Raw genomic sequence first — 12,259 nt, 5'->3', positions numbered from 1 at the left:
TCTTCGGTGTCGGACATGGCGCCCCTCCCATGATGTTGAACGTGCCGGCCTCGGCATCGGTGTCGTGCTCGCGCATCCACGTTATGCAGACCTGCCATCCGCGAGCTGTCCGGCGTTGCACCGGACCGGATGGCGGCCGGACCTCTGATCAGCGTCTCCGACGGCACCTCCCGGACCCGGTGACACCACCCCCCAGGTCATCGACTTCGACAGGGGGCAACAGTCATGCCGGGCCCGGAGGCCAGCGGCCCTCTTGCAGGGCCGCGAAGAAGATAACGGGGAATCGCGTCGGTCGTGCTCGCCGCCCACGGCGGGGCCGCCCGGAGCAGAGCGTTCGGGCCGCACGGAGGTGTGCGGGTCTCAGGCGAGGGCGGTGTCCCCGGTGTCGGCCGGCGCCGCCTCCATGAGTGCGAACCAGGCGGTCTTGCCCTCGGGTTCGGGCCGTACGCCCCACTGGTGGGCCAGGATGTCCAGGAGCAGCAGTCCGCGCCCCGAGGAGGCGAGTTCGCCGGGGGTGCGCTGGTGGGGCAGTTCGTCGCCGCGGTCCATGACCTCGACGAGCAGCCTGCGTGTGCCCGTCTCCCCCGTGACGGTCGCGTTGAGGGCGCCGTCCTGGTCGGTGTGCACGAGGACGTTGCCGAGGAGTTCGGTCGCCAGGAGCACGGCGGTGTCCACCTGGTCCGGCCGCGCCCAGTCGTGCAGCAGCGCCTTCAGTTCGGCCCGCGCCTCGGCCAGCCCCTCCCCCTGGTCCTGGCCCACGGTGAGCATCAGCCGGCGCTGGCTGACCTCGGCGCGTACGTGTCCGGCGTCGCGCCGCAGCAGCAGGAGGGCGATGTCGTCGCCGTCCCGCGCGGCCGCGTCCTCCCGGCCGCCGGGCCCGGGGCTGAGCACGGCGGCCATGAGCCGGTCGGCCATCGCCTCCAGGTCGTCGACGGGACCGGGCGCGAACGCGTCGCGGACCCGCACCCAGCCGGTGTACATGTCATGGCCGCCGCTCTCGATGAACCCGTCCGTGCACAGCATGAGGATCTCGCCCTCGTGCAGGCGCACGGTGTCGACCGGGTAGTCCTCCTCGCCTGGCATGAGTCCGAGTGGCAGCCCGCCACTGACGTGTTTGAGCACACAGGTGCCGTCGGGCATGCGCAGGACGGGGTGCGGGTGGCCGGCCCGCGCGATGTGCAGGTTTCCGGTGGAGGGGTCGGCCTCGATGTAGAGGCAGGTCGCGAAGCGGTCCTCGTCCAGGGTGGTCAGGAAGCGCGAGGCGCGGGCCAGCACCGCGTCGGGGCCGTGGCCCTCGGCGGCGTACGCGTGCACGGCGGTCCGGAGCTGGGCCATCAGCCCGGCGGCGTGCACATCGTGCCCCTGGACGTCGCCGATGACGACGGCCATCCGGCCGTTCGGCAAGTCGATGCTGTCGTACCAGTCCCCGCCGACCATGAGGCCGCCGCCGGTCGGCACGTAGCGGGTGGCCACGCTCAGTCCGGTCGGGGCGGCGCCGGCGGTGTGCATGCTGCGGCGCAGACCGCGGGAGAGTTCGAGTTCGGCCCGGGTGGCGCGGGCGCGTTCGAGGACCTGGGCGATCATGCGTCCGGTCACGGTCAGCAGCGAGCGCTCGCCGGCGGTGAAGGCCAGTGGCGAGCGGAAGGCGGCCAGCCAGACCCCGACGACCCGGCCGGCGGTGACGAGCGGCAGGAACGCCCATGCCTCGCGGCTCTTGCGGGAGGACAGGTGCCAGGTCGCGGGGAAGCGGCGGCGGTACTCGTCGGTGGAGCCGAGGAAGACGGCGCGCCCGGTCCTGGCCACCTCGGCCGCCGGGTAGCCGGTGGTCATCGGCATGCGGAAGCCCCGGCCCGGCCCTCCGGGGCGGAATCCGTACTGCCCGAGGGCGGTCAGGTTCCCGTCGGCGACGCCGAACACGCACTGCCCGTCCAGCGGGAAGTCCGGGGCGTACAGTCCGGCCGCCAGCCGCAGCGCCTCGTCCAGGGTGTCGGCCTCGGCCACCGCGTGCCCGGCCGAGAGCAGCAGGGAGTCGCGGCGCCTGCCCTCCTCCGGCGTACCGTCGGCCCTGACCACGTCGTCCGGTCCCGGAAGACGCGCCGGGCCGGAGTCGGATGCCTCCATCCGGTTCAGCGCCTCGATCTGGCGCAGCTCGGCCTCGAACGCGTCGGTCGGTGGCTCATGCCTTTCACCACCCATCCGGCTTCCCTTCGTCCCGATGTCGTCGCCGACTGTTCGTTCCATGCTCCGACGGGAGAGCCGGGTCCGCAGTACGAGACATCCCCGGCCGGCCGCCGCGAAGGTGTGCCGTACGGGGCGGCCGGCGGGAGCCGGGGGCGGCCCGTCCTCACGGGCCGCAGGCGGGTGGAACGCCGGATCGACAGGGCTCGGACGGGGCCGGACGGGAAGGGTTCAGGGGCTACCGGTAAGCCGCTGACCTGCGTACATCACTGAAGTCGATGGCCCGGTCGGCCTCGCGCATGGTCTCCTCAGCCACCCGCCGCACCTCGGCCGGCACATCCCCGTGTTCCTCCACGAGACCGGCGTAGATCGGTGCTTCGGAACTGTCTGTGAAACTCACGTCGAACTGCCTCAATCGGTCGTGTCTGCCGTGGTCCGGCCGGAAACAGGGGCCGATTCTACGCAGGTCCGTGCCATGCTCCGCACCGGGCACCGGAAGAGTTGACCTCAAGTTCGATTGAGCTCTTAGCGTTCTTCCTGTGCCCCGGGTCCGCCGTCCGGCCGGCCCGGGGCCGACCCGACCCGACCTGCCCCGGAGGCACCGCATGAGTATGGAAGTCACCGCCTGGTCGTCGCTGCACAGCGCGATGAACGCGCAAGCGGACCACAGGCCGTTCTCCCGGGCCACCGTGCGCCGGATCGCGTCCTTCGCCCGGCCGCGCCGCCGTGCGCTCTACCGCTTCCTGCTGCTCAGCGTGGTCACCGCGCTGCTGGCCGTGGCGACGCCGATGCTCGCGGGCCGGGTGGTCGACGCGATCGTGCAGGGCAAGGAGAGCGGGACGGTGGTCCGTCTCGCCCTGCTGATCGCCGTGATCGCCGTGGCCGAGGCGGGGCTCGGCCTGCTGACCCGCCTGCTGTCGGCGACGCTCGGCGAGGGCCTGATCCTGGACCTGCGCACGGCGGTCTTCGACCACGTCCAGCGGATGCCGGTCGCCTTCTTCACCCGGACCCGGACCGGGGCGCTGGTGAGCCGGCTCAACAACGATGTGATCGGGGCGCAGCGGGCGTTCAGCAACACCCTTTCGGGGGTGGTCTCCAATCTGGTGACGCTGGTGCTGACGCTCGCGGTGATGCTGACCATCTCCTGGCAGATCACGCTGCTCGCGCTCGTCCTGCTGCCGGTGTTCGTCGTCCCGGCGCGGAAGATGGGTTCCCGGATGGCCCGCATGCAGCGCGAGGCGGCCGCGCACAACGCGGCGATGGGCACGCAGATGACCGAGCGCTTCTCGGCTCCGGGCGCGACCCTGGTGAAGCTCTTCGGCCGGCCCGCGGACGAGTCCGCCGAGTTCGCCGCGCGTGCCGGCCGGGTACGGGACATCGGCATCCGTACGGCGATGGCGCAGTCCACGTTCATCACGGCGCTGACCCTGGTCTCCGCGCTGGCGCTGGCGCTCGTCTACGGGCTGGGCGGGTACTACGCGCTGCGCGGCAGCCTGGAGCCGGGCGCGGTCGTGACGCTGGCGCTGCTGCTGACCCGGCTCTACGCCCCGCTGACGGCGCTGGCCGGTGCGCGGGTCGAGGTGATGAGCGCGCTGGTGAGCTTCGAGCGGGTCTTCGAGATCCTGGATCTGAAGCCGCTGATCGCCGAGAAGCCGGAGGCCCGCAGGGTGCCCGAGGGGCCGGTGTCGGTGGAGTTCGACGGTGTCTCCTTCGGCTATCCGTCCGCCGACAAGGTCTCGCTCGCCTCGCTGGAGGAGGTCGCGACGCTGGACTCCCGGGGCGGGACCCGGGTGCTGCACGATGTCTCCTTCCGGGCCGAGCCCGGCCGGATGGTCGCCCTGGTCGGCTCGTCGGGTGCCGGCAAGTCCACGATCGCCCAGTTGCTGCCCCGGCTGTACGACACCGACGAGGGAGCGGTGCGGCTCAATGGCGTGGACGTACGCGATCTGACCGCCGAGTCGATCCGCGAGACCCTCGGCATGGTCACCCAGGACGGGCACCTCTTCCACGAATCGGTGCGCGCCAACCTGTTGCTGGCGAGGCCGGGCGCGACCGAGGACGAGATCTGGGACGCGCTGCGGCGCTCCCGTCTCGACGGGCTGGTGGCCTCGCTGCCCGACGGGCTCGACACGGTCGTCGGCGAACGCGGCTACCGGCTCTCCGGCGGTGAGCGCCAGCGGCTGACCATCGCCCGGCTGCTGCTGGCCCGGCAGCGCGTGGTCATCCTGGACGAGGCGACCGCGCACCTGGACTCCACGTCCGAGGCGGTCGTGCAGGAGGCCCTGGCCGAGGCGCTGGAGGGGCGCACCGCCGTGGTGATCGCCCACCGGCTCTCGACGGTGCGGGCCGCCGATCTGATCCTGGTCGTGGAGGAGGGCCGGGTCATCGAGCGCGGGTCACACACCGAGTTGCTGGCGGCGGGCGGCCGCTACGAGGAGTTGTACCGCACACAGTTCGCTTCGCCCGAGGGCCGGGAGCCCGCGGAGGAAGAGGAAGAGGGCCGGCCGGAGCCCGTGCGGTCCGTCTGACGTGGGCAGAGGTGTGTCGCCTGGCCCCGGCGGGTGAAGAATGGGGCACCGGCGGCACTACTGCGATCGGGCGAAGGCGGCATGGACTCTTTTGACTTGGGGCGTCTGACGGACCACGACTTCGAGGTCGTCTGCCGCGACCTGTTCGGCGAGATCCTCGGCGTGCCGCTGGAGCTGTTCCCGCGCGGCCGGGACCGGGGCATCGATCTGCGGCACACCGCCGCGGACGGCACCACCACCGTCGTCCAGTGCAAGCACTGGTTCAGGGGCACCCAGGCGACGCTGACGAAGCGTCTGGCCAAGGACGAGTTGCGCAAGGTCGTCGCGCTGGAGCCGGACCGGTATCTCATCGCCACGAGCGTGGGTCTGACCGTGGACGGCAAGGAGAAGATCCGGGACGCCTTCACTCCGTATGTACGCACCACCGGCGACCTGTACGGGCTGGACGACATCGTCGCGGAACTGCGGAACAGGCCGGAGCTGGTCCGGCGCCACTTCCGTCTCTGGCTGAGCAGCACCGCCGTACTGCAGACGGTGCTGAACCAGGAGAAGTACCTGCGTTCCTCCTGGCTGGCCAAGCGCATTCCGCGCGCGGCGGAGACCTTCGTACCGCACGAGGGTTTCGAGCGGGCGCGGGCGATCCTCGACGCGCAGCGGGTGTGTGTCATCTCCGGGATTCCGGGCGTGGGCAAGACGACGGTAGCCCTCATGCTCGCGGCCTGGCTCATGGGCGACGGGTACGAGGTGCACGAGATCTCCCAGGACGCCGAGGAGATCACCACGCTGTGGCGCGAGGGCACGCCCCAGCTCTTTCTGTACGACGACTTCCTCGGCCGGACGACGCTGGAGTCCCAGCTCAACAAGAACGAGGACGCCCGCCTCATCGACATCATCCGCGCGATCCGGGAAGCCCCGGACAAGGCCCTGGTGATGACGACCCGTGACTACATCCGGGAACACGCGCTGCTGAAGCACGAACGGCTGGGTTCCCCGGACGTGTCCGAGGCGACCAGCGTCGTCCACCTCACCGATCTGGGCCTCGGTGTCAGGGGCCGGATCCTCTACAACCACGTCCACCGGGCCCGGCTGCCCGCCGAGCGCAAACGCCCCTTCGCCGACCCGGCCGTGTGGCAGCCGATCGTCCAGCACCGCAACTTCAGTCCGCGGCTGATCGAGGAGACCCTGCGGCTCGCCCCGGTCAGGGAGCAGGACGTCGCGGCCGCGGTGCTCAAGAACCTGGACGACCCCCGGCGCGTCTGGGAGCGGATCGTCGAGAACGACCTCACGGACGAGGCCGTTCACCTGCTCGAAGTCCTCTTCACCTTCCGTACGGTGGCAGCGGACACCCTCCAGGAGTCCTGGACGTGGTACCGCGGGGAAATGGACCTGGAGGCGGGTGCCCGGACCTTCCGCAGGGCGTTGCAGGTACTGGACGGCACGATGATCGCCGTCGACGCGCACGGGGTGTCCTTCCACAACCCGTCCATCGCGGACTACCTCCGGTTCCACCTCGGCGACGGCCGGGCGCGGATGCGCGAACTCCTCGGCGCGCTGGTCGACCCGGTGCAGATCCGCAGCCTGACCGAGGCGGCCGGTATGCCGGACGGAGCCGGCATCCTGGCGCAGCTCAGGGCCGATGCCGATCGGACGGCGGCCGCCGTGGTGGAGACGGCGGAGTTCGTGGAGTGGTCCCCCTCCCCCGGGGAGGAGAGCGAGGCGTCCCATCTCCAGTGGGTCCTGGAGGTGGCCGAGCTCCTGGACTCGGCCCCGCTGGCGTCGTATGTGGCGAAGGAGGCGGGCATCGGCCCCTGGCACGGTGAGCATGTCGAGCACCTCGTGGCGCTGGTGCGCGCCGTGGATCACAGCCGGCTGATTCCGCAGGAGGACGCGGAACGTCTCGCCGACGAGGTGGCGCGGGGGATCCGGCTCGATCTGGCGGAGCGGCTGGAGGCCGACGACTGGTACGGGGCCATCGGTCTCCACCAGGAGCTCGAAGAGATTCCTATGGGCTCGCTCGGAGGGCCTTTGCTGGACTCCCTGGTGGAGTGTGCGCTGCGCGAGGTTCACAGGATCGCCGGGCAGGACCGCTCCGGTATCGACAGCGGTCGGGTGTACGTGCTGGACCAGCTGCTGGAGTTCCTGTTCGAGCAGGGCTACGAGGGCGGCACCGGGGACGGGGCCGATGAGGCCGACAAGGACATCGCCGCCGTCCAGGAGCTGATGGAACAGCTCAGCGCGCCCCGGAGCACGCGACGGTTCGTGCCCCGGGAGGAGACCGCCGCTCCGGGCCCGTACACCGACGAGCTGCGGGACCGGCAGCTCGTCGCCGAGCTGATGAAGGGGCTGACCGACCCGGACGTCACGCCCGGGGAATAGGTGATGCCCCCGGTCCCTGCGGGCCGGGGGCACAGCATCCGTGCTCCGCGTCAGTCGCGGTCGGTCTCCTCATGCGTGATGGAGCCGTTGTCCGCGTCGATGTCGAAGGTGGTCTTGTTCCAGTCCTTGGTGACGACGTCGACCTTCCAGACGAGAGCGTCGCTGTCGTTCTCGTCCAGGTCGAGGGACGTCACCGTGCCCTTCTTCTTGTCCGTGGCGGCCTTCGCGGCCTGCTGGGGCGTCTGCTTGGCGTCGGCGATCCGCTTGGCCGCCTTGCTCTTGTCCTCGGCGTCCTGATCGGTGTCCTCGGAGGACTTGACGACCTTGCCGGAGACGGCGTCGATGCGGACGGTGTGCTTCGTCCCGTCCTTCGCGACGACGGCGGCAACCCACTGCGGAGCGGCGCCGGGCGTGGCGCTGCCCGTCGGTGAGGGGCTTCCCGTCGGGGAGGGGCTGGCCGACATGTCGTCGTCCGCGTCCCCCGGGCCCTTGAGTTCCAGCTCGGTGAGCTTGCTGTCCTTGACGGCGCCCTCGGCCGTGGTGATGGCCTTGTCGTAGGTGACCTTGGTGGCCGAGATCAGCTCCTTGCGTTCCTTCTGGTCCTCGGTCATCTGCGCGGGCGAGGCGCTCGTGCTCGCGCTGGGTGACGGGCTGCCCGTGGCCTCGGGGACGGCGCGCGCCGCCTCGGAGGTCTCGGCGGCCGTGGAGGAGCTGCCGCTGTCCTGGCCGCAGCCGGTCAGGAGGCCCGCGGCGAGCAGGACGCAGGCGGCGCCGGCCGCGCGGAGGCGGTGGGCGCGGAGGAATCCGGTGTTCTTGGGGTGGGGATCATTGGTCATGCCCGCATGCCTAACCGCCTCGCGGCTCCGGCATGTGGGATGAGCGGCCTGTGTCACCCGTTCGACCGCCATCCGGCCCCCGACCTGCTCATCGTCCCGGTCCGGAGCCTTTCCTCGCGCTGTGTCCGGCGTCGGCGGACGGCCGAGGATTCCCCGTTCACGCGGGTCGCGATCCGGGCGCTTTGGTGCGAGCCTGGATACATGACCTGGGCGTCCTGGACAACACGCGGAGTCTATTCGGGGCACGGCGGCGTGCTCACCGAGGAGGTGGGGCCGCTGTCCGGTGACCTGACGATTCACACCACATGGGCCGAGGGCACGGCGCAGATAACGGTGCAGTACACCGACGCGGCCGACTGGTTCACCATGGCGGGCAGCCCCGTGCCCTGTCCGTCGGAGGAAGCGAGCCGCGCCCTGCACGCGGCAGCCGTGGAGGCGGTGCGGGAGGGGTCGGCGGCGACGGTTCCCGCGCTGCGGACCACCCCCGAGCAGGCCGCGGACGAAGCCACCGCCGAGTAGCCGGGCCCGTACGCGTACGGGCCCGGCCGCCGGGCGATGGTGCGCGCGAGCGGTCAGGGCCTGATGCTGCTGACCACGTCGGCGGTGGCCATGATGCCGTCCTGGATGGTGGGCGCCATGCTCGTGCCCGCCAGGAAGAAGCCGAGCAGCCCGCAGACCAGCGCGTGCGAGATCTTCAGTCCGCCGTTGCGGAGGAAGAGCACCGCGAGAATCAGCAGAAGCAGAACCACTGAGATCGAAATAGCCATGGCCAACCTCCTCCGCCGCACCCGATTTGCGGCATTCGGCGCAAGTGTGGCCCAGCCGGGGAGCGGCCCCGCGCACTGGCGTGTCCGCCAAACGGGTAGGGCTTGAGTCGCCCTGCGCGAAGCGGGGAAGGGGCGGTCCGCCCGGGAGCGGGGGCGCGGCCTCGCGCACCCCCGCTCCCGCGTACCCGCGGCCCGTTACGGTGCCGGCAGTTCCATGAGTGCCGCGACCGTCTCCCGGTGGCGTCCCGCCGTGCCGTACGCGGTCGCGTCGGCCTTGGCCCGCTTCAGGTAGAGGTGCGCCGGGTGCTCCCAGGTCATCCCGATCCCGCCGTGCAGCTGGACGCACTCCTCGGCCGCGTGGACGGCGGCCTTCGAGCAGTACGCCTGGGCGACGGCCACGGCCAACGGCGTGTCGGGGCTGCCCTTCGCCAGGGCGTCGGCGGCGTTTCGCGCCGCGGCCCGAGCCGAGACGACCTCCAGCCAGAGCTGCGCCATGCGGTGCTTGAGCGACTGGAAGGAGCCGACGGGCCGGTTGAACTGGTGGCGTTCCCGGGTGTGTCGCACTGTTTCGGTCAGGCACCACTCGGCGAGTCCCAGCTGCTCCGATGCGAGCAGCCCGGCACCTGCCAGCAGCCCACGGTCCACGGCGCGTGCCGAGGCCCCGGCGTCCGCGAGCCGGGTTCCGGTGGCGCCGGTGAGGGTGACGGTGGCGAGCGGGCGGGTGAGGTCCAGCGGGACGAGCGGCTCGACGCGTACGCCGGGCGCGTCCGTGGCGACGGCGTGCAGGCCGTCGGCCGTGGGGACCAGCAGCACGTCGGCGGCGGCCGCGTCGGCGATCGGGCCGAGCGTCGCGTCGAGGGAGCCGGTCACGGCCGGGGGGACCGCGGACGCGGCGGAGAACGGGACGGCGAGCACCGCGACCTTGCGGCCCTCGGCGAGTCGGGCGAGGAGTCCGGCCGCCGGCCCGTCCTGCGCGCCGAGCGCCAGCAGGGTCTCGGTGGCGACGACGGAGCTGGTCAGGTACGGCACGGGCGCGACGCTGCGGCCCAGCTCCTCCAGGACGACGGCGGCCTCGCGGTGGGTGGCGCCCTGGCCGCCCAGTTCCTCGGGCACGAGGAGCCCGGCGGCGCCGATGCCGGTGGCGAGCGCCTTCCAGAGCTGCGGGTCGTACGGCGTGTCGGACTCGGTGCGGGCGATCACCGACGGTGCGTCGGCCCGGTCCGCGAGCAGGGAGCGGACGGCGGCGCGCAGGTCCTCCTCGGCCTCCGAGTAGAGGAGGTCGGGCGCCTGGCCCACTTCGGTCTGTGTGCTCATCGGGAGAGGTCCTTCCAGGCGACGTCCTTGTCGTTGCGCGGTTCGGCGGGCAGGCCGAGTACGCGTTCGGCGACGATGTTGAGCAGTACCTCGCTCGTGCCGCCCTCGATGGAGTTGCCCTTGGAGCGGAGGTAGCGGTAGCCGGCGTCGCGGCCGGTGAAGTCGACGAGCTCGGGCCGCCGCATGGTCCAGTCGCTGTAGAGCAGCCCCTCGTCACCGAGGAGTTCCACTTCGAGGCCGCTGATCTCCTGGTTGAGCCGGGCGAAGGCGAGCTTCATTCCGGAGCCCTCGGGGCCGGGCTGTCCCGCGACGAGCTGCTGGCGCAGGCGTTCGCCGGTGAGCCGGGCGACCTCGGCCTCGACCCACAGGGTCAGCAGGCGCTGGTGCAGGTCGTGGGTGCGCAGGTCGGGGCGTTCGCGCCAGGTCCTGGCGACGGGGCCGATCATGCCGCCCTCGCGCGGGATGCGGGAGCCGCCGATGGAGACGCGTTCGTTCATGAGGGTGGTCTGCGCGACCTTCCAGCCCTCGCCGACGGGGCCGAGCCTGCGGCTGTCGGGGATGCGCACGCCGGTGAGGAAGACCTCGTTGAACTCGGCCTCGCCGGTGATCTGGCGCAGTGGCCGGACCTCGACGCCGGGGTCGGTCATGTCGCAGATGAAGTAGCTGATGCCGCGGTGCTTGGGCACGTCCGGGTCGGTGCGGGCGATGAGGATCGCCCAGCGCGCCACGTGGGCGCTGGACGTCCACACCTTCTGCCCGTCGACCACCCAGCTCTCGCCGTCGCGCACCGCGCGCGTACCGAGGGCGGCCAGGTCGGAGCCGGCGCCCGGTTCGCTGAAGAGCTGGCACCACACCTCCTCGCCGGCCCACAGGGGCTTGAGGAAGCGCCGCTTCTGCTCGTCGGTGCCGAAGCCGAGGATGGTGGGGGCGGCCATGCCGAGGCCGATGCCGATGCGGCGGGGATCGTTGTCCGGGGCGTTCGCGGCGGCGAGTTCGGCGTCCACGACGGGCTGGAGGGAGCGCGGGGCGTCCAGGCCACCGAGCCCCACCGGGTAATGCACCCAGGCGAGTCCGGCGTCGAAGCGTGCCTTGAGGAAGTCGGTGCGGCCGGTGGTGGCCGGGGGGTGTGCGGCGAGCAGTTCGCGGGTGAGGCGGCGCAGTTCGCCGGCGTCGGGGGCGGTCATCGGGCGGCTCCTGACGGGAGGACGACGATGCGGCCGGTGCTGGTGCCGTCGGCCACGCGCTGGACGGCGGCCGCCGCCTGCTCCATCGCGACCCGCTCGCTGATCAGCGGCTTGATGACGCCTTCGGCGGCGAGCCGGGTGAGTTCCGCGTGGCAGTCGCGTACCGCCTGCGGGTCCTTGGTGTTGTAGAGGCCCCAGTGGAGTCCGAGGACCGAGTAGTTCTTCACCAGGGCGTGGTTGAGCCCTGGGGTGGGAATGACGCCGCTGGCGAAGCCGACGACGACGACCCGCCCCTCGAAGGCGATGCACTTCACCGACTTGGCGTACGCGTCGCCCCCGACCGGGTCGTACACGACATCGGCGCCGCGGCCGCCGGTGAACTCCTTGACCGCCGCGACGATGTCCTCGGTGCGCCGGTCGATGACGAGGTCGCAGCCGAGTGCGGCGGCGGTCTTCGCCTTCTCCGGTCCGCCGACGACGCCGATGACGGTGGCGCCCGCGGCCTTGCCGAGCTGGACGGCCGCGCTGCCGACGCCGCCCGCTGCGGCGTGCACGAGAAGGGTCTCGCCCGCCTGCAGGTGCGCCCGGCGGTGCAGCCCGAACCAGCCGGTCTGGTAACCGATGTGCAGGGCCGCGGCCTCGGCGTCGTCGAGAGCCTCGGGGGCGGGCAGCAGGGCCGCCTCGTCGGCGACGACGTACTGCGCGAAGCCGCCGTCGGGCAGGGCGGGGGTGGCGAGCACCCGGCGCCCGTCCTCGGTGCGGCCGCAGATCTCGACGCCGGGGGTGAACGGGAGCGGTGGCCGTACCTGGTACTGGCCCCGGCAGAGGAGCGCGTCGGGGAAGTTGATGTTCGCCGCGAGCACCTCGACGGTCACCTGCCCGTCGCCGGGCGTGGGCCGATCCGTCTCCTCCAGCCGCATCACCTCGCTCGGCTCGCCGTTCCGGTGCACTCGCCATGCCTGCATGAGGGGCCTCCACAACACTGTCGGCATTACCACTGCTCCGGGGCATACTAAGCGGTCGCTTGCCTCTGTGGGAACAACCCTCGCGCATCCGGTCCGGCCGGCCCGCGACAC

10 protein-coding genes are annotated in these 12,259 nt (G+C 71.8%); 3 read left to right on the top strand and 7 right to left on the bottom strand.

Annotation, left to right across the window (positions count from 1 at the left end; all coding sequences use genetic code 11):
* Positions 1-360: 360 nt before the first annotated feature.
* Complete coding sequence (locus B082_RS0112425) at positions 361-2,196, bottom strand: SpoIIE family protein phosphatase (RefSeq protein ID WP_018552124.1); 1,836 nt, start codon at positions 2,194-2,196, stop codon at positions 361-363.
* Positions 2,197-2,416: 220 nt separating this feature from the next.
* The gene (locus B082_RS39465; protein ID WP_168712285.1) at positions 2,417-2,578 is read right to left on the bottom strand and encodes a hypothetical protein; all 162 of its coding nucleotides are present in this window, start codon (positions 2,576-2,578) and stop codon (positions 2,417-2,419) included.
* A gap of 205 nt (positions 2,579-2,783) precedes the next feature.
* Between B082_RS39465 and B082_RS0112415 the strand changes: the two genes are divergently transcribed.
* On the top strand, positions 2,784-4,706 hold the full coding sequence (locus B082_RS0112415) for an ABC transporter ATP-binding protein (protein WP_026249716.1): 1,923 nt from the start codon (positions 2,784-2,786) through the stop codon (positions 4,704-4,706).
* A gap of 96 nt (positions 4,707-4,802) precedes the next feature.
* Entirely contained in the window at positions 4,803-7,082 is a 2,280-nt protein-coding gene (locus B082_RS0112410; protein ID WP_018552121.1) for a restriction endonuclease, read from the top strand.
* 50 nt (positions 7,083-7,132) lie between these two features.
* Here the strand turns inward: B082_RS0112410 and B082_RS0112405 are convergent, their stop codons facing one another.
* Positions 7,133-7,918 (bottom strand): PepSY domain-containing protein, encoded by a 786-nt coding sequence (locus tag B082_RS0112405; RefSeq protein WP_018552120.1) that lies wholly within the window; start codon positions 7,916-7,918, stop codon positions 7,133-7,135.
* 201 nt (positions 7,919-8,119) lie between these two features.
* On the opposite strand from B082_RS0112405, the gene B082_RS0112400 reads away from it, so the two are divergent.
* Complete coding sequence (locus B082_RS0112400; protein WP_026249715.1) at positions 8,120-8,437, top strand: hypothetical protein; 318 nt, start codon at positions 8,120-8,122, stop codon at positions 8,435-8,437.
* Between the two features lie 53 nt (positions 8,438-8,490).
* Here B082_RS0112400 and B082_RS0112395 read toward each other — a convergent pair whose 3' ends face one another.
* From B082_RS0112395 to B082_RS0112380, 4 genes are all read right to left on the bottom strand, one after another.
* Positions 8,491-8,685, bottom strand: coding sequence for a hypothetical protein (locus B082_RS0112395; RefSeq protein WP_026249714.1), 195 nt, complete (start codon positions 8,683-8,685; stop codon positions 8,491-8,493).
* A 195-nt stretch (positions 8,686-8,880) separates the two neighbouring features.
* Positions 8,881-9,999, bottom strand: coding sequence for an acyl-CoA dehydrogenase family protein (locus B082_RS0112390; RefSeq protein ID WP_018552117.1), 1,119 nt, complete (start codon positions 9,997-9,999; stop codon positions 8,881-8,883).
* Positions 9,996-11,183: an acyl-CoA dehydrogenase family protein gene (locus B082_RS0112385; RefSeq protein ID WP_018552116.1), complete on the bottom strand. Its 1,188-nt coding sequence runs from the start codon at positions 11,181-11,183 to the stop codon at positions 9,996-9,998. Before B082_RS0112385 ends, B082_RS0112390 begins: the two co-directional genes overlap by 4 nt.
* Complete coding sequence (locus B082_RS0112380) at positions 11,180-12,148, bottom strand: NADPH:quinone oxidoreductase family protein (protein ID WP_037709990.1); 969 nt, start codon at positions 12,146-12,148, stop codon at positions 11,180-11,182. The genes B082_RS0112385 and B082_RS0112380 overlap by 4 nt, the downstream gene beginning before the upstream one ends.
* Between the last annotated feature and the right edge of the window lie 111 nt (positions 12,149-12,259).

The sequence above is a fragment of the Streptomyces sp. ATexAB-D23 genome (assembly GCF_000373645.1).
Lineage (GTDB): Bacteria > Actinomycetota > Actinomycetes > Streptomycetales > Streptomycetaceae > Streptomyces > Streptomyces castrisilvae.
This window is presented reverse-complemented; position numbering and strand designations above follow the sequence as displayed.